The 17804-nt window shown below is 42.4% G+C and carries 15 protein-coding genes; 8 read left to right on the forward strand and 7 right to left on the reverse strand.

Annotated elements, in window-relative coordinates; genetic code table 11:
• Nucleotides 1-1113, forward strand: coding sequence for a glycosyltransferase family 4 protein (locus tag AC1DXF_RS15270; RefSeq protein ID WP_477449587.1), 1113 nt, complete (start codon nucleotides 1-3; stop codon nucleotides 1111-1113).
• Here the strand turns inward: AC1DXF_RS15270 and AC1DXF_RS15275 are convergent.
• The 3 genes from AC1DXF_RS15275 to AC1DXF_RS15285 all read right to left on the reverse strand — a co-directional run bounded on the left by AC1DXF_RS15275 (nucleotide 1099) and on the right by AC1DXF_RS15285 (nucleotide 4539).
• Complete coding sequence (locus AC1DXF_RS15275) at nucleotides 1099-2154, reverse strand: glycosyltransferase (protein WP_477449588.1); 1056 nt, start codon at nucleotides 2152-2154, stop codon at nucleotides 1099-1101. The genes AC1DXF_RS15270 and AC1DXF_RS15275 overlap by 15 nt on opposite strands.
• The gene (locus tag AC1DXF_RS15280) at nucleotides 2141-3820 is read right to left on the reverse strand and encodes an ATP-binding cassette domain-containing protein (protein ID WP_477449589.1); all 1680 of its coding nucleotides are present in this window, start codon (nucleotides 3818-3820) and stop codon (nucleotides 2141-2143) included. Before AC1DXF_RS15280 ends, AC1DXF_RS15275 begins: the two co-directional genes overlap by 14 nt.
• 185 nt (nucleotides 3821-4005) lie before the next feature.
• Entirely contained in the window at nucleotides 4006-4539 is a 534-nt protein-coding gene (locus AC1DXF_RS15285; RefSeq protein WP_477449590.1) for an OmpA family protein, read from the reverse strand.
• Between the two features lie 320 nt (nucleotides 4540-4859).
• Here AC1DXF_RS15285 and AC1DXF_RS15290 point away from each other — a divergent pair, with 320 nt between their 5' ends.
• Nucleotides 4860-5870, forward strand: coding sequence for a fatty acid desaturase (locus tag AC1DXF_RS15290; protein WP_477449591.1), 1011 nt, complete (start codon nucleotides 4860-4862; stop codon nucleotides 5868-5870).
• 138 nt (nucleotides 5871-6008) lie between these two features.
• On the forward strand, nucleotides 6009-7235 hold the full coding sequence (locus tag AC1DXF_RS15295) for an IS256 family transposase (protein ID WP_477449592.1): 1227 nt from the start codon (nucleotides 6009-6011) through the stop codon (nucleotides 7233-7235).
• Between the two features lie 155 nt (nucleotides 7236-7390).
• On the opposite strand, the gene AC1DXF_RS15300 is transcribed toward AC1DXF_RS15295, so the two are convergent.
• Together AC1DXF_RS15300 and AC1DXF_RS15305 are read right to left on the reverse strand one after the other, a co-directional pair.
• Entirely contained in the window at nucleotides 7391-8287 is an 897-nt protein-coding gene (locus AC1DXF_RS15300) for an SAM hydrolase/SAM-dependent halogenase family protein (protein ID WP_477449593.1), read from the reverse strand.
• A 220-nt stretch (nucleotides 8288-8507) separates the two neighbouring features.
• Nucleotides 8508-8948, reverse strand: a complete 441-nt coding sequence (locus tag AC1DXF_RS15305; RefSeq protein WP_477449594.1) for an Hsp20/alpha crystallin family protein — start codon at nucleotides 8946-8948, stop codon at nucleotides 8508-8510.
• A gap of 132 nt (nucleotides 8949-9080) precedes the next feature.
• On the opposite strand from AC1DXF_RS15305, the gene AC1DXF_RS15310 reads away from it, so the two are divergent.
• From AC1DXF_RS15310 to AC1DXF_RS15320, 3 genes are all read left to right on the forward strand, one after another.
• A complete protein-coding gene (locus tag AC1DXF_RS15310) occupies nucleotides 9081-9527 on the forward strand; it encodes an acyl-CoA thioesterase (protein WP_477449595.1) in 447 nt (148 codons plus the stop codon).
• Between the two features lie 77 nt (nucleotides 9528-9604).
• A complete protein-coding gene (locus tag AC1DXF_RS15315) occupies nucleotides 9605-11071 on the forward strand; it encodes a rhomboid family intramembrane serine protease (protein ID WP_477449596.1) in 1467 nt (488 codons plus the stop codon).
• A gap of 216 nt (nucleotides 11072-11287) precedes the next feature.
• Nucleotides 11288-12091: a hypothetical protein gene (locus AC1DXF_RS15320; protein WP_477449597.1), complete on the forward strand. Its 804-nt coding sequence runs from the start codon at nucleotides 11288-11290 to the stop codon at nucleotides 12089-12091.
• A 125-nt stretch (nucleotides 12092-12216) separates the two neighbouring features.
• Here AC1DXF_RS15320 and AC1DXF_RS15325 read toward each other — a convergent pair whose 3' ends face one another.
• Nucleotides 12217-13614, reverse strand: coding sequence for an FAD-binding oxidoreductase (locus AC1DXF_RS15325; RefSeq protein WP_477449598.1), 1398 nt, complete (start codon nucleotides 13612-13614; stop codon nucleotides 12217-12219).
• A complete protein-coding gene (folB, locus tag AC1DXF_RS15330; protein WP_477449599.1) occupies nucleotides 13611-13973 on the reverse strand; it encodes a dihydroneopterin aldolase in 363 nt (120 codons plus the stop codon). The genes AC1DXF_RS15325 and folB overlap by 4 nt, the downstream gene beginning before the upstream one ends.
• Before the next feature lie 351 nt (nucleotides 13974-14324).
• On the opposite strand from folB, the gene AC1DXF_RS15335 reads away from it, so the two are divergent.
• Nucleotides 14325-15506, forward strand: a complete 1182-nt coding sequence (locus AC1DXF_RS15335; RefSeq protein WP_477449600.1) for an acyl-CoA dehydrogenase family protein — start codon at nucleotides 14325-14327, stop codon at nucleotides 15504-15506.
• Nucleotides 15507-15583: 77 nt separating this feature from the next.
• Nucleotides 15584-17689, forward strand: coding sequence for a tetratricopeptide repeat-containing sensor histidine kinase (locus AC1DXF_RS15340; protein ID WP_477449601.1), 2106 nt, complete (start codon nucleotides 15584-15586; stop codon nucleotides 17687-17689).
• Nucleotides 17690-17804 lie beyond the last annotated feature (115 nt).

Below are 17804 nucleotides of genomic sequence, written 5' to 3' on the forward strand. Positions count from 1 at the left end.
TTGATAAAGCTGATCGATCTTGTTTATCATTCGCACCTGAACTATACCCGCCCGCAGCAGGTAACAGAAAACCATGCCCCAGCGCTAACCTTTGCTACTTACCTTAATGATAGGCTTGATTTTGCGTTTGTAAAACATACAACTTTTGAACAGCATGCTGTAATGAACGGCGTACCCTATTTTTTTTTTAAAGGCCGCAACAGGTTCTGGTCTATCACTATAAAAACTCATGTGCTAATCCGGAAATTAAAGCCGGATATTGTGCTGGTACAAGGCCTGGTATTCCCCTTACAGGTGATGTTTTTAAAATTGTTTTGCGGCAACAAATTCAAACTGGTTATACAGCATCATGGCGAATTGCCCTCGGATGGCCTGAAAGGCCGGCTGCAAAAGATAGCCTGCAACATGACCGATGCCTTTCTTTTTACTTCGGCCGGTAATGCGGACGCCTGGAAGAAAAAGAACATTATCGGGCCCGATGCCCGGATATTTGAGTTATTAGAAGCTTCTACTGTTTTTAAGCCCATTGATAAAGCCCTGGCCAAACAACATACAGGGGTTACCGGCAAAGCAAACTTCATTTGGGTGGGCCACCTGAATAAAAATAAAGATCCTTTAACCGTTTTAAACGGTTTTCATGATTACCTGCATATAAACCCGGCTGCAAAGTTGTACATGATTTACCAAACCGGTGCTTTGTTAAATGATATAAAGCAGCTGATCACATCTTCTGCCCTGCTATCAAATTCGGTTGTTTTAGTAGGCGAAGTAGCGAATACCGACTTGCCTTACTGGTTTAGCGCGGTAGATTTTTATATATCGGGCAGCCATAAAGAAGGCAGTGGCTATGCTTTATTAGAAGCTATGGCTTGCGGCTGTATCCCTGTTGTTACTACCATCCCGCCGTATAAAAAAATCACCTTAAATGGCGAATATGGGTTTTTATACCCCCCTGGCGATGCCGGCGCCTTAGGCCAAACCCTTAAGGGGCTTGAAGGAACAGACTGGCAAAAGCTTTCGGCAGCTGTTTTGAGCCATTTTAACAAAAAACTAAGTTTTAAAACCATAGCCGATGACCTGGTCGATATCTGCCATCAATTAATGGATAAATAAGCCGGTAACGCGGGCTGCTATTTCCTGGGTTGTGTAAATAAGCACCGGTTCGTGCTTTAATTCTTTATCGTTCAATAAGGTTTTAATAATAAGCGGTAAGTCTTCGGCATTGTCAGGTACATGGTGCTGAGGGGGCCTTGTATTCATTCCATTAACCAGGCTCAATACCTGGCAACCCGCGTATAAAGCCTCGCTTAAAACGGTGCTGTAACCTTCATAGCATGATGTATGCAAAAATATTTTTGAACGCTGCATCATGGCCAACACCTCCGGGTGTGGCGACTCTCCTTTTAGTTCGATGTTATTCTCCAGCCCAAGCCTGCTTATTTGTTTTTTTAAATTATCCATTTCGGGACCATTGCCGCATATCACCGTTTTTAATCCCGGAAATTCGGTAACCAGGCTTTTGATCACTTTTACAAAAAGGTCATACTGCTTAAGCGGGATAAGCGAACCTGCTCCCATAATATCGATGTCGCGGTTGGCTACCCCGGCGCCAAAAAGCGTAACATCAATACCGGTAGGGATAACGTGCGCCGGTTGAATACCATAATTTAACCTGAACTCTTTTGCCAAAAAATCCGATATGGCTATTACCGAACCGCCATCGGGCTTTATCCTGTTCACATAGTTGTTACCGGCTTTTGCATCCTGCCCAAGCAGCCACGAATAATGTCGTAAGCCGTGTTTTTTTGCAAAGCGGTTGCCCATAAAGGAGCATTCGCCCATCCAAAAGCTTAACAGGCCCAAAAGCTTGTATTTGCCATTAACCTTTTTTAAGGCCCGCCAGGCCCGTTGCCAGGTTATTAACCTAAATAGCTGCCCCCTGCCCTTGCCCGCAATGGCTATAACCTCCACCCCGTGCCAGTTATATGTTGAAGCGTTATAAGGATACTGAAAACTGATAACTATGATATGCAGGTTTGGATTATGTCGTTTTAAAGTCCTGACAAAACCCTGCATCGGCGGTACCCAGGTGGTATCGTTAACATTGGCTGGGAAACCAGGGGTTAATATGACCAATGCTTCAGGCTTGCTCATTTATTAAAGGGATTATTTTGTTGCAATGGCTCAGGCTGGCAACATTATGTGTTATAAAAAATATGATTTTGCCCTGGTTTGTTAACTGTGTTAGTTGGGCAAGTATGGCCTCTTCGGCCTGCTGATCCATTTCGCCAAAAGGTTCATCCATTATCAGCACATCAAAATCGTGGTACAAGGCCCTTGCCAGGGCTATGCGCTGCCTTTGCCCGCCGCTTAGGTTTTTGCCATTTTCGCACACTATTTTATTGATGCCTTCGGGATAGCCGGATAGTAAGGGTACAAGTCCGCAAAAAGATATGGCCTCATCCAGCTTCGCCTGGTCATATTCCTGGTCGGTAAGGGTAATGTTTTTAAGGATGGTATCGTGAATAAAATAGTTCTGTTGTTTTACATAAGCCATTTTTTTCCAGTATTGCTGTCTTTTATGGGTATCCGCCTGTTTACCATCTATATAAATACAACCCGATTGAGGCGTTAAAAAACCAAGCAGCAAATTGATGACGGTTGTTTTACCGCTCCCCGAAGCAGCCGAGATGCCAACAAAATCGCCCGCGCAAACATCAAAGCAAACTCCGGCTAATATTTGTTGGTCGGCATAGCTAAAATAAACGTTCTGAAAACGGATGGTGCTGATAGGTTCAACAATATTAAGCATACCCGCTTTTGGCGATGCCTCCGGTTCATTTACCGCGAGTAAATCATTCAGCGTAAATTCATAGGTTTTTATTTGCCCCATACTGTTGAGTATTTTAATAATACCGGGGATAATTTTATAGGCCGCCGTAATAAAAACACCAATAGTAAGTACGTTAACCACCGTGCCATGGGCCGACCATTTATTAACCAGCACCAGGATAAAAAAACCGAATATGGCAAAAATCTCCACCAGCCTTGATGGCAGCCCCTGCAGTGTTTGCTGCGCAGCTAAATTGTTATTGAGCTGCTGCTGGTAGCCGGCATACCTATCGGCCAGGAAACAATGCTTATCGTAAATATTACCCTCTACAAACCCGGCTAACGATTCCTGTAAATACTGGATGCTTTTTTCCCCCGCTATTTTGGTGTGTTCCCGTACCTGTTTTGATTTCCGTTTGATAAACCACGCCAGGATAGTTACCGGAGGTACCAGCACCAGCAGCAATAATAAAAACAACAATGGCTGATAAATCAGTATGGCGCTGATGGTAAATAAAATGAGCAGGCTTTGCGATATAATTTGCTGCACATTATTAAGCATGTAATGGCTAAACTCGACAGGTTGCTGGCTTACCTGGCGGATATGTACAGATGAATCGACATTAACAAATTTGATATAGTCGTTTTTCAGGTAATGAAGGATGTTCCTTTTTGATAACCGCGAGGCTATGCCATAAAAAAAATGATGCTGAAAACGCGTGATCAGATAGCCCAGCCAGTTTTTGCCGCAGTACAACAGCATAAACAAGCCAATTGGCAATAAAGATCCCGGTTTAAGCCATGCAAGCGGTAACCAATGGTTTTGAACGGGCGTGCCGGAAGCATAAAGCCCGATAACGATAAGCAAAGCCCCCAAAAAGGCAATATCAAGCACACTGATAAGCAGGTCGAGCAGGATAAGCCTGTACAACCTGTTTTTTTCAGTGCGGTTAAGCAACGTAAGTATACCCCTAAAAATGTGCTTCAAAATGCCTGGTAAAGTATGTTATTACTTCATCATTACGGCATAGAATGGGTAATGGTTGCCCGGTGTTTTAAGTAGTGAGTTTTAAGTAGTGAGTAGTGAGTTTTGAGTTCAAAACCTTCAGCCCGAAGTTCCAATTTAGACTTAGGGCTTCAGACTTTGGACTTGAGACTACTCACAACTCACCACTATTGCACAAGCTTAATTTCAACCCTGCGGTTTAAAACACGTCCTTCTTCGGTTGTGTTATTAGCTATAGGTTGGCTTTCGCCATAGCCCTTAACAGTTAAATTATCTGCACTGATGCCGCTGTTAACCAGGTAAGTTTTAACCGAGTTGGCGCGCTGAACAGATAATTCCATATTACGTTCGTCGGTACCCTCGGCAGATGAGTTGCCATTTAAAACGAATTTAGCCGATGGATCTTTCTTCAATTCAATAACAGCCTGGTCAAGCGCCTGGTATGATGCTGTTTTCAATACAGCCGAATTAAATTCAAATTGAATATTGGTAAAATTATAATTTGGTTTTGCAGGTGCGGGCGGCGGGGTTGGCGCAGGCGCGGCAGCTGGCGGCGGGGTTGCCTTAGGTGTTGGCGCATACATTTTTTCAGTTTCAACAGGCGCCGGTTTTTCTGCTAATTTCTTGGCTTTACAAGCCGGGAAAGTAATGGCTATTAATGCAACAAGTGACAAAAACAAGGGAATTTTTAAAAATTTCATAGTTGAGTTTGATTTTTTGGTAAACATAAAAAAATATTCGCCGTATGGCTTTAATGCCCATACGGCATTATTAAAAAAAGGAATTAAATGACAATTTGTTTAGTGTTGCACATTATCCTTCGCTGCCAGTTAGAACGGGAAATTGCCGGGATAAGTATTGTTAACTTAAGCCTCCTTGAATATTACCTCAATGTGTATTGCGGATTAGCCGTGGTGTTTTTATTAATATTTAAGTAATTCTACGTAGCTAAACACGTACAACTACCGGGAATAATTTAAAGTTGATTATGTTACTTAGCAACATCCTAAAACACATCAGCATGAAAACCAATACTCCTTTTGAACCCATCGAAACGCCGGATATTCATTTTTTGCGGCGGATAGAAGTACTAAAAAAACATCCCGAAGTAAAACAACTAATGGGCTATGATCCATGGGCCGCAGTGCTTACATTTTTCATCGTGGCCGGTCAAATTACTTTTGCATGGGGTGTTGGTGTCTGGTTTCCATCCTTTGGTGCTTACTGGTGGCAAATTATCCTGTTATCATACGTTGTAGGCGGTACTATGAACCATTGGTCGGCCATGGCCGTGCACGAAATGGCACATAACCTGATGCTGAAAACGCCCGCGCAAAATAAGGCGCTAGCGATATTTGCCAATATTCCGGTTTTGGTGCCGGGCGCAATCGCCTTTCGTACGCACCATATGAAGCATCACTCCCATCTGGGCATCGAAGATGTTGATAATGATTTTCCGAGCCACTGGGAAGTTAAAATGGTAGGCAAATCGGGCATCCGGAAATTCATCTGGTTGTTTTTTTACATATTCTTCCTTTTTTTGGTGAGAGGATTTGCCACCAAACCAACCAAATGGGAATGGGCCAACATCATCACGCTGATTATCACCGATGTATTGATCTTTGTATTTTTAGGGAAGATTGCCATCATCTACCTGTTTCTATCTACATTATGGGGATTCAGCCTGCATCCTGCAGCCGGGCATTTTATTCATGAGCATTTTATATTTGAAGAAGGCCAGGAAACCAACTCCTATTACGGCTGGCTCAACTGGGTTTGCTTTAATGTAGGCTACCATAACGAGCATCACGACATTATGAACATACCCGGCAGGTTTTTACCTAAATATTATAAGATAACCAGGGAGTTTTACCAGCACCTGGATTCTACCCACTCCTGGACGCGCATGTTTTATGATTTTATTACCAAACCCAATTTGGGCGCCGATAAACGCTATGTACGCACAGAACAAATCAGGAAGCAGGGAATTAAAATGGCCGAGGAAATGAAGCGAAGCCGGGAGATGGCGTAGTGGGCAGTGGTCAGTGGTCAGTGGAAAGTGGAAAGTGGAAAGTGGAAAGTGGAAAGTGGAAAGTGGAAATAAACACAAATGGAGAGTGTAAAATAAACTGTGTCAAGAGTTAAACGTTAACTTAAAACACAGTTTAAGATGAAGAAAGAAGAAGAATCGCTCGAATATGAGCAAATGAAAAAGAAAGCCCTTGAGCAACTCCGCTCGGGCAAATCGCTTTATGGTAAGGATGGCGCGTTTGCGCCCTTACTGAAAAGTTTCCTTGATGCGGCTCTTGAAGCAGAATTGGAAAGCCATTTAGACGAAGCTGAACGCAGTTCAGGCAATCGTAGGAACGGCAAGACCAGTAAGGATATCCGCACCTCTGATGGCACCATATCTGTCAGTACCCCTCGTGACCGCAATTCCAGTTTTGAGCCAGAACTGATCCGTAAACGGGAAACGATATTGGCAGAAAGTCTTGAATCCAAGATTATAGGCATGTATGGGCTGGGCATGAGCTTCCGCGATATATCAAAACATATCAAGGATATGTATGATACAGATATCAGTCACAGTACCTTATCAGCGATAACAGATAAGATCATTCCTGAAGTAAAAGAATGGCAATCAAGGCCACTGGATGAACTTTACACCATTGTTTGGCTGGATGCGATGCATTACAAGGTTAAAGAGGAACACCGCATGGTATCGCATGCTGTTTACAATATTCTTGGCATTGACCGTCATGGGCACAAAGAATTGTTAGGAATGTATGTATCTCAAAGCGAAGGCGCTAATTTTTGGTTAAGTGTGTTGACCGATCTTCAGAACCGAGGTGTAAAAGACATCCTGATTGCTTGCATTGACAACCTCAATGGATTCCCACAGGCTATAAATACGGTATTTCCTCAAACAGAAATCCAGACCTGCATCGTCCATCAGATCCGTAACAGCCTGAAGTATGTAGCATCTAAAGATCAGAAAGTATTTATGAAAGATCTTAAGCCGGTGTACCAGGCAGAAACACTCGAACTGGCAGAACTTCGTTTAAATCAGTTGGAAGAAAAGTGGGGTAAGAAATATGAAAAGGTATTGGAATCCTGGCGCAATAACTGGTCGAAGCTGACCACGTATTTTCAGTATGACACCACCATACGGAAACTGATCTATACCACCAATACCATCGAAGGGTTTCACCGGCAGGTCAGAAAAGTAACCAAAACTAAGGGTGGTTTTACTTCCGATATGGCGCTATTAAAACTGATCTATCTGGCACATAACAACATCAAACAAAAATGGACGATGCCGCTTTCTAATTGGGCGACAACCGCCCAGAAGCTGGCCATTTGGTTTCCTGGAAGAATGATATTAGATTTGATGTAGCAATCAGCCCCTGCCGGCCCATGGGCCGGCAGGGGCTGACACAGTTTATTTTACAGACCCCACAAATGGCGCATCTTTCGATGCGCCATTTGTGTTTATTAAAAATTCCGCTATTCAAGAGCTCCACTCACTATTCATCACTCACTACTGACAACTCACCACTTCCTACTCACCACTACGCTCCAGTCGCTTCCGCTGCCTATTTTATAAACATCGGCAAAACTGCCCTGGTTTAAGGCAAAGGATAATTGCATTAAACTATTCATGTACGCCAAAGGTTTGCCTTTGGCCACTTCGCCAAAGGTATCGCTGTATGGGGCATCACCCTCAAATTTCTTTTCGCCGTTTTTATAAACCACCAGGTGAAGGGTATCCCCTACTTTAACGCCCATTTGCTTTACCAGGTCGTCGCCGATGTTTGTCCACAGGTTGCCATATTGAATATCAAGGATATCTATGGTACCTTTCAGCGTTCCGCTTTCCAATATTGCTTTTTGATACGGAATTTTTACCACTTGTTTAGGTAGTTCGGGGCCGACCTGCGCATACGTGATAACGCCGGCAGCCAACCGGGCAGCGGTATAGGCGTATACATCACGGCCATGAAAGGTATATGATTTTTCGGATCCTTTGCGGCGGTTGCGGGCCTCGTCAATTTGCCTGATCTCCGCTATTCCCAGGGATTCGGCAATGAGCGTCAGTGTACCGTTATCCGGCGTTACAATATACTGGCCGGTTTTGGTTTTCAGCACAACCGATTTACGGGCAGTGCCCACACCCGGATCAACTACCGAAACAAATACGGTACCCGCGGGCCAGTAGTTTACGGTTTGATAAAGGCGATAGGACGCTTCCCAGATGTTATAGGCAGGAATTTCATGCGTAAGATCGTACAGTTTCAGATCGGCAGATACGCCTGTCGCAACGCCTTTCATGGCCGATACAGCACCGTCTTTCACACCAAAATCGGATTGAAAAACAACAATTTTGTTTTGGGCATGAGATAAATAAGCGGTGGAAATTAAAAGGATAGTAAGTAGTTTTTTAATCATATTAAGATAAATTGTAGTGCTAAATGCGGTGACGTAATTTTTTTAATATACACGTTTACAGGCAAACGCTGTTAAATTAATAACCATCACACAGCGTAAAATACAATAAAAATATCAAAAACAAAACCAATACGGGTGCCTTGTAAAGCAAAAAAAAGACCGCCCCCAATTGGGAACGGCCTTCAAACCAAACTAACTACTTTATGAAAACAGTCTTTAATTATTTAACAGCTATTTCTCTTGATTGAAATTTAGCTTCTTCTTTTTTGGTGATGGTCAAAGTCAGGATGCCGTCGGCGTAATCTGCTTCGATTTTCGAATGATCGGCACTTTCGGGCAGGGTGAACGACCTGCTGAATGAGTTATAGCTGTATTCTCGTTTGCTGAATTTTTTACCTTCTTCAACGTTTTCAGTTTTCTTTTCAGACGAAACGGTTAATACGTTTTTATCTAAACTGATTTTAAAATCTTCTTTCTTTAAGCCTGGTACAGCCAATTCAACCTGGAATTCATTTTCAGTTTCGCTGATGTTTACAGCAGGTATGCGGGCCACCAGTTTATCGCCAAGGAACGAATCGTTCAGGATTGAATCGAACACATCATTAAAGAATGGGCCCCTTGCGTTATTTTTTAATCCGTTGTTAAATTTTACTAATGTCATTTTATTTATCTCCTAATTTTGTTTTTGTTAACTTCGTGAAGTATTAATCAACTGTTATACCAAGCAGTAAAATCAATGATTTGCACGACAATTTGTCGCTATTAAAGATTTTATACAGACAAATTGACACAAATGGCCGAAAAACTAAGCGATTACAAGTTTAAAACTGACATACCCATCCGATTTTCGGATATTGATTCATTAGGACACGTTAACAACGCGGTATATTTAACCTATTTTGAAATAGCCCGCACCAACTACTGGAAGGATGCCATAGGCTGGGATTGGAATAATGCCGGCATTATTATAGGCCGCTCGGAGATCAATTACCTGAAGCAGATAACTGTTCAGGATAAAATAGCCTGTTACGTGCGCACCATCCGCATAGGCAACAGCAGCTTTGATGTAATGCACGTTTTGGTAAAAGTAACCCCGCAGGGCGAAGAGATTGTTACAACCGGCAAAACCGTTTGCATCAGCTACGATTATACCGCCAACAAATCGGTATCCATCCCGCCGGATGAGCGCCGGAGTATGATTGCGTACGATGAGCCAAGATTGATATTGAATACGAATTAGATGTGCAGAATGGCCTTGTTTAATTAATAAGGCTATAGTATAAATCATTAATAATTAAACCAAACCTTATTTATCATATGGCTGTAGGATTTACACCAAAGTTTATAGAGGAATATCCTCTTGACAATTTGTCGGCAACGCAATTCCTGGTAATTGCGCACGAATCGGTTAACGATCTGGGCTGGGAAACCAGCTATATAAGTCCAACCGGCATTATAGCTTACACTGCTAATGGTGTTTTTGGCTGGAACGCCGTCATCCGAATTACTATTGAAAACGACACGGCAACTGTGAAAAGTTCTTCGGCCGGGAGAGAGCTGTTTGACTTTGGCCGTAATAAAAAAGCGGTAAGGAGCCTGTTTGAAGCGATAGATGAATTTAAAAGCAAACTTTCCGTCGAAGATATTGACGGGAAATACCTGCAGTTATCTGCAAACTTTCCGCCGGCCGACGACGATTATTTAAAACTGCCGCCACCGGGTACTGCCGAACAAATAAATGGTTTCCTTACTATATTTAAACCGCAACCGGGCTATTTTGTAACGCCTGTACTGGTTAATTTAAATATCCTGGTGTTTATACTAATGGCTATAAAGGGTGTAGATATACTATCGCCTACCAGTGCAGATTTGTTGAACTGGGGTGCCAATTTCAAGCCTTTAACATTAGATGGCCAATGGTGGCGGTTGCTTGCCAACGTATTTTTACACATAGGTATTTTGCATTTACTGCTTAACATGTACGCGCTTGTTTACATCGGTTTACTTTTAGAACCGCACCTGGGTAAACTAAGGTTTATTACCGCCTACCTGCTAACCGGGTTGCTTGCCAGCGTTACCAGCCTTTGGTGGCACGAAAACACGGTGAGCGCCGGTGCTTCGGGTGCTATTTTTGGCATGTATGGCGTGTTTTTAGCTATGCTTACTACGGATTTGATCGAAAAATCTACCCGGCGTGCGTTGCTTACCAGTATAGCTGTGTTTGTTGGCTATAATTTACTTAATGGCCTAAAAAGCGGAGTTGACGCCGCCGCCCACATAGGTGGCCTTGCAAGCGGTTTAATAATAGGCTACTGCTTTACCCTGAGCCTTAAAAAGCCTGCCGATATCCGGTTAAAACATTCGTTAATAGCTATATTAACTGTAATTACGCTTATAGCAAGTGGCTGGATGTATAAGACTATGCCTAATGATATTGGAGATTATGATAAAGGGATAGAGATGTTTACCAGCAATGAGGCAAAAGCCTTAGAGGTTTATAATATGAAAGACGCACCGCGCCAGAAGTTACTTACAGCAATAAAAAATGGCATCGGCTATTGGAATGAAGATATTAAAATACTGGAAAGGTTAGATAAGCTCGATGTTCCCGAACAACTAAAAACACGGGATAAAAAGCTAAAGCAATACCTTGATCTGCGGATTAAAAGCTTTGCGATAATGTACAAGGCTGTTGACGAAAACACAGACAAGTATGCAGCGGACATGAATTATTACAATCGCGAGATTCAGGTTATTATTGATAGCATGAAGGTAACAGACTAATTTAGGTTTCCCAGCTATCTGCTATATTTCAGAACGATCGTTCCAAATCAAATAACATCAATCATGTTTTTATACGATGCTTGGTGCAATTCCGGAACGATTGTTCCAGAATTCGGACAATACACACCTATGAAAAGAAATTTACTTTTATTTAATTTATTTTTTGATAAAACACCTACCTTTAAGGCGCTTTATAACCTTATCAGTACATAAAAAATGAAATATACCGTTAAAAACCTATTCATCTTATCCTTATTCGCAAGTATTGCTTACTCGGCCTGTAAAAAAGAAACCACTCCTGCTGACAAAAAATCTGACGCCAAAATAGCGGGACAGATTGCCATGAACTTATACAAATCGTTAAGTGGCAGTGACGGCGGCGCGAACATACAAAACGGACTAAACGTCTACAGTGTCAATAAAAAGAATAACAAGCTTGCTGTTAACTCCTTTTATGTTGGCGAATGCGGTTTGATGATGGATACTACCTTCTCTTTCGATGTGAGCAGGGGCGACAGTATAACTACGCTCAGTAACCGGATGAAATTTGTTTCATTATGTAAAACAGCAACCTTATTACGAGGCTACACCTTTGACGATAGCATTAAAATTATTGGTAAAACTCCAACTTTTGGCTTTACCAGGCTGGCTACGCAACATTTTGCTGTTTATGGTATCGATTCAGCTTATACCCAATTTTCTTTAAATGGGTCGTCGGGCTTTACAACATCTGATTACCCGCTAAATGGCAGTAAAATAGTTAAATACAATTTATTTTCAACCGATTACGTAATGAAAGGGGTGAAATTCAACACGGGTACCGATCCTAAAGTAGTAAACCCCAATATATACGAGGGCATTGCAGAATTTAGCGGCAAGCATGTTTATGATGGTGGTTCGCCGTCTTACAATGTCGACAAATACACAGGTACCGTTGAGTTTTTAGGAAACTGGAAAGTTAAAATAACCTATAACGGCACGGCGTACACAGTTGATTTGAACACAGGGATTACAATTTAAGATAAATAATACCTGATTGAATATTAACTAATTTGAGAATTTGAAAATTAGTTAATATTCGCTTCTGTCATTTTCAATTAAAATATTCTGTCATTTTCAAATCTTCAAATTCTCAAATTTTCAAATTAAAATATCTTCCCCGGATTTAAAATCCCCTTCGGATCAAACACACTTTTTATTCCTCTCCAAAGGGCAAAATGCACCTCCGAATATTTTATCGGCATAAAATCCTTTTGTACCAAACCGATACCATGTTCGCCGGATAAGGTGCCGCCCAGCCCAACTGTAAGTTCAAAAATTTCTTTGATGCCGAATTTGAGTTTGCTGTTCCAATCCTCGTCGCTCATGTTGCCTTTGATGATATTTACATGCAGGTTTCCATCACCGGCATGGCCATAACATACTGATTCAAAGCCATATTTAACTCCTATCTCTTTTATACCTTTAATCAACCGCGGCAGTTCAGCGCGGGGCACCACGGTGTCTTCTTCCTTATAAACCGAGTTTGATTTTACCGATACGGCCATGGTACGGCGCAGCCGCCATAGTTCTTCCTTTTGGGCAAACGAATCGGCAAAGAGAACGTCTTTACAATCATACGCCTCCAAAACAGCATTTATCTTTTCACAGTCGGCAAAAATCACATCCTGGTTGTTGCCGTCAACTTCAATCAGTAAAAAGGCCTGGATACCATCCTGTAAGTTAAAAGCGATATCGTCATGCTCTTTTACCCACTCCACCCCTCTCCGCTCCATAAATTCCAATGCCGATGGCACAATACCCGCACGGAATATGGCGGAAACAGCCGCACAGGCAGCTTCATTAGTTGCAAATGAGGCCAGCATCAAGGCGTCTAAAGTTGGCATTGGGATCAGCTTCACCACAATTTTGGTAATAACCCCCAAAGTCCCCTCCGACCCGATAAATAACTGCGTCAGGTTATAGCCAGATGCATACTTAAGCGTATTGGCACCTGTCCAGATAATTTCCCCGGAGGGCAAAACCACCTGCAGGTTCAATATATACTCGCGAATGGTGCCATATTTTACAACCCTTGGCCCGCCCGATCCATGGGATACGTTGCCACCTATAAAGCAACTTCCTTTGCTTGCCGGGTCAACAGGGTAAAGCAGGCCCTTGGCGGCAGCCTGGTTCATAAACTCTTCGGTGATAACGCCCGGCTCAACTGTAGCCTGCAAATTAGCCTCATCAATCTCCAGCACTTTATTAAAGCGTTCCATTGCGATGAGTAAACCGCCTTTTACCGGCAACGCGCCCCCACTTAAACCTGTACCGGCGCCGCGGGGAGTAACTGGAACGAGGTTATCGCTGCAAAGTTTCATCAATGCCGAAACCTCTTCGGGCGTTTGTGGTTTTGCAACTACCTCGGGATAATAAACCAGGTCTTCGGTTTCGTCGCGACTATATTTTTCGAGCCCGGGATGATCGGCAATAACCGCCTCTTTGCCAACAATAGCCACGATAGACTCCAGTATATCCGATGTTATTTTGTTGTAATTCATTTTACCGGCGGATAATTGATACTAACACTTGAAAAAGCAACCTTACCCTGCAAAGGCGGGTTCAATTTTTTTATTACCACCTGCACTGTGTTGACAAATGAGTATCTTTCTACTATCCTGTCAACAATTGCCTGCCCAACGGTTTCTATCAGCATCCGGGTTTGTTTCATTTCGTTGCAGGCTATGTAGTATAGCTTTTCGTAGTCAACGGTGTCATTCAGTTCGTCGTCCTTAAGGTTGGTTTCAGGTGCAAAGCCAACGGCAATATCTACCAAAAAGCGACAGCCTAATTTTTGTTCTTCAGGATAAAATCCATGGTATGCAAAAAATTCTGCACCCTGCAGGGCAATAGTTATCATGTTTCAAAAGTAGCAGATTTTGTTGGTTTAAAAATTGATTTATTTATCAAAAACCTACACAAAACTTGATATAAATTGAAAATTACTGAATAAAAAGTGCGGTTTTTTAGCTCCTTTTTGTGCATTATTTACCAATTGATTTCAAAAGCGTTTTGTGGCAAAACCGGTACATAAAACACATATTTTTTTATGCCGGATTTTTTTTCAAAAAAATAATTCAACCAAAAACCATGTTTAAACTATCTAAACATAGTTTTTGGTATAAAGTGGCTTGTAGTATCTAAAAACAGCATTTTTGGATTAAATAAGTCCACCCTAAATGCTATATATTTGCCCACCAAGTATAACATTATGGCTAAAACAGATCTGTACGAATCGCCCGATTATTATCAGTTAGATGAATTGCTTACCGAAGAGCATAAACTCATCCGGTCGTCTGTACGCGATTGGGTAAAAAAGGAGTTAAGCCCGATAATTGAGGACTATGCCCAAAAGGCAGAATTCCCGATGCAGCTAATAAAAGGCCTGGCCGAGATTGGCGCTTTTGGCCCGACCATTCCGGTTGAATATGGTGGCGCAGGCCTGGATTATATGGCTTATGGCATCATTATGCAGGAAATTGAGCGGGGCGATTCGGGCATCCGGTCGGCATCGTCTGTACAGGGCTCATTGGTAATGTACCCTATTTATGCTTACGGATCTGAAGAACAACGCAAAAAATACCTGCCGCGCCTGGCATCCGGCGAGATTATGGGCTGTTTTGGCCTTACCGAGCCGGATCATGGCTCGAACCCTGGCGGGATGACCACCAATATTAAAGATGCCGGCGATCACTACATCCTCAACGGCGCCAAAATGTGGATCTCCAATGCCCCGTTTGCAGATATAGCCGTTGTTTGGGCCCGTGACGAAGAAAAGAAGGTGCGCGGGCTGATAGTTGAGCGCGGCATGGAAGGATTCAGCACCCCTACTACGCACAACAAATGGTCGTTAAGGGCATCGGCCACCGGCGAATTGGTTTTTGATAACGTTAAAGTACCCAAAGAAAACCTACTGCCCAATGTTGTAGGCTTAAAAGGTCCGCTTGGCTGCCTTAGCCAGGCACGCTATGGCATTGCATGGGGTGCATTGGGTGCCGCAATGGACTGCTATGATACAGCCCTTAGATACGCTAAAGAGCGTGTTCAGTTTGGCAAGCCAATAGCGGCATTTCAGCTGCAGCAAAAAAAACTGGCCGAAATGATAACCGAAATAACCAAAGCCCAGTTGTTGGTTTGGCGGTTAGGCGTACTTAAAAACGAAAACAGGGCTACCGCCGCACAAATTTCGATGGCCAAACGAAATAGTGTAGAAACCGCCATTAATATAGCCCGCGAAGCGAGGCAAATACTGGGCGGTATGGGCATTACCGGCGAGTACCCTATTATGAGGCATATGATGAACCTTGAATCGGTAATTACTTATGAGGGAACACATGACATTCATTTGTTGATAACAGGAATGGATATTACTGGCCACGATGCCTTTAAATAGCGTAGGCAGCAATTATTAACAGCCAAAATATAGTATTGGTGTTTCCAAATGCTATATTTGTTACTGCTATACAGTTAATGTCTTCGATTAAACCTATTGTTTTCTACGGCAAAAGTTATTCGCGTAACATGGGAATGTTATGCATAACGTGTTTTTGCGCCCTTATTTTGTCGGCTTGTAACTATAATAAGAAAGATGATGGCAATTATTCAAAGGAGTTTAAGGCTATTTTCGACACTATTAGCAACTACCATCAGCTAAAGAAACGTCAACTTGTAGGCACACAATATCTTGATTCTTCTTTTAAACGGCTTAAAAAGCCATTTGTAAATGATAGGTTCCGCTTTTACAGCTTCCATTTTGTTTATGAAAGAAAAGCTGCCCATAACTCAAAGAAAGCCCTTGCCTATGCGGATAGCATGCTGGCCATGGCCAAACAAAGTGTTACCCGCCATCAATTCCAGCTTAATTATGCCGAGGCTAACTTTGCCCTTGGCGATGCCTATTTTGACCTTTCACAGTTTAGTAATGCTTACAAGTGTTATTACCAGGGCCATTATATGGGCAAACGGCTGGTTAATAACCATATTCTGTCCGAATATACTTACCGGATGGGTATGGTGATGTTTAGGCAAGCTCACTACCTGGAAGCCGCCGATTATTTTAAGCTTAGTTATAACCAAAGCCAGGGTTATAAAGATGATTTCAGGACATTTTATCAGCGGCAGGAGGTATTGGATAATATAGGCGAAAGTTATAAAAATGCTGGCAAAACCGATAGCGCATCGGCCTACTTCAGCAAAACGTTAAAATATATAAATGCCAACGATGCCCGGTTTAGTAACATGGCCGGCATGCTGGAGACTGCCCGCGGCGTGGTTTATGGCAACCAGGGCGATATGGCTTTGCTAACCGGCGACAATCAGCTGGCCGAGCAATTGCTCAAAAGCAGCATTGCTATCAACTTTAAAAAAGGGAACGATAATAAAGACGCGCAATTAACCGAAATAAAGCTTGCCCGCCTGTATCTTAAGCTAAACCGGCAAAAGGACCTTTACCTGCTACTTAAAAACCTACGCAACCAGTTAGATAGCATCCCTAATAGCGATGCCGAAGCCGGTTGGAATTATTTAATGAGTAAATACTACCAGCAAAAGAATGATAACAGACTGGCGCTAATGCATTTAAAAAAGTATTCGGCAAAAAAAGATTCCTTAGTAAAGCTGGCCAATTCGCTTAAGCGTACGGATGTAACAATGCAACAGGCTAATTACGACAAACAAAGTGAAATAGATAATTTGAAGGATAACAATAAACGACAGCTGATATTCATCTATTTTGCCGTATTGTTATCTGTAATGGCGGTGATAATTATCTTCCTTATTTTTAGAAATTTAAAACGATCAAAAAGAGATGTACAGGCTATAAAGGCGTTAAATGATCAGATAAACTTTCAAAAGGAAAACCTGGTGCATACCCTTAATGAGCTGCACCGCGGAAGCCGGGAAAAAGACCGCATACTAAGAACCGTGGCACATGACCTCAGGAACCCGCTTGGTGGAATTGCGTCACTTTCGGCCGTCATGATAACCGAAGATTATACGCCGGATCAGCTGGAAATGCTTAGTCTGATAAAAGACACCTCATACAATTCGCTTGAACTTATTAATGAAATATTGGAAGCGGCCAATTCGGCTACCATGCCTATTAAGAAAGAATGGGTTGATATTAACGCGCTAACGACCAGTAGTGTAGAATTATTGCGTTTTAAAGCTGCCGATAAACACCAATCTATAAAACTCCACCTGCCCGAAAACCCGGCGCAGGTATTTATAAGCCGCGAAAAAATATGGCGCGTTATCAGCAATCTCGTCACCAATGCCATAAAATTTAGCTACGATGGCGGCAGTATTACTGTGGGCGTAAAAAATCAACCAAACGGTGTCGAAATAACAGTAAAAGACAATGGAATAGGCATCCCCGACAAACTAAAACAACAGGTTTTCAATATGTTTACCGACGCCAAACGGGTTGGCACAGCCGGCGAGAAATCATTTGGCCTGGGCCTTTCCATATGCCAGCAAATTATCGAAAAACATAATGGAAAAATTTGGTTGCAAAGTAGTCCAACCGATGGTACAACTTTTTACGTTTTTCTGCCTTTTGAGGCACAGGCGGCTTAGTTTTATAATGCAATGTGGGGGCATCAGCCTTAGCGATGATAAAATTATTGTTAAAAATTTGCTGCCGAAATATTTTATTTAAGTTTAAGGAGTTTTTAAAGCGCCTTACCCAATT

It is taken from the genome of Mucilaginibacter sp. P2_A5, assembly GCF_056404995.1.

Excerpts from the sequence above, each read along its gene's own strand:
- AC1DXF_RS15275 (WP_477449588.1), bottom strand. The coding sequence starts at position 2,154 with ATGAGCAAGCCTGAAGCATTGGTCATATTAACCCCTGGTTTCCCAGCC.
- AC1DXF_RS15285 (WP_477449590.1), bottom strand. The coding sequence starts at position 4,539 with ATGAAATTTTTAAAAATTCCCTTGTTTTTGTCACTTGTTGCATTAATA.
- AC1DXF_RS15290 (WP_477449591.1), top strand. The coding sequence starts at position 4,860 with ATGAAAACCAATACTCCTTTTGAACCCATCGAAACGCCGGATATTCAT.
- AC1DXF_RS15295 (WP_477449592.1), top strand. The coding sequence starts at position 6,009 with ATGAAGAAAGAAGAAGAATCGCTCGAATATGAGCAAATGAAAAAGAAA.
- AC1DXF_RS15300 (WP_477449593.1), bottom strand. The coding sequence starts at position 8,287 with ATGATTAAAAAACTACTTACTATCCTTTTAATTTCCACCGCTTATTTA.
- AC1DXF_RS15305 (WP_477449594.1), bottom strand. The coding sequence starts at position 8,948 with ATGACATTAGTAAAATTTAACAACGGATTAAAAAATAACGCAAGGGGC.
- AC1DXF_RS15310 (WP_477449595.1), top strand. The coding sequence starts at position 9,081 with ATGGCCGAAAAACTAAGCGATTACAAGTTTAAAACTGACATACCCATC.
- AC1DXF_RS15315 (WP_477449596.1), top strand. The coding sequence starts at position 9,605 with ATGGCTGTAGGATTTACACCAAAGTTTATAGAGGAATATCCTCTTGAC.
- AC1DXF_RS15320 (WP_477449597.1), top strand. The coding sequence starts at position 11,288 with ATGAAATATACCGTTAAAAACCTATTCATCTTATCCTTATTCGCAAGT.
- AC1DXF_RS15325 (WP_477449598.1), bottom strand. The coding sequence starts at position 13,614 with ATGAATTACAACAAAATAACATCGGATATACTGGAGTCTATCGTGGCT.
- folB (WP_477449599.1), bottom strand. The coding sequence starts at position 13,973 with ATGATAACTATTGCCCTGCAGGGTGCAGAATTTTTTGCATACCATGGA.
- AC1DXF_RS15335 (WP_477449600.1), top strand. The coding sequence starts at position 14,325 with ATGGCTAAAACAGATCTGTACGAATCGCCCGATTATTATCAGTTAGAT.
- AC1DXF_RS15340 (WP_477449601.1), top strand. The coding sequence starts at position 15,584 with ATGTCTTCGATTAAACCTATTGTTTTCTACGGCAAAAGTTATTCGCGT.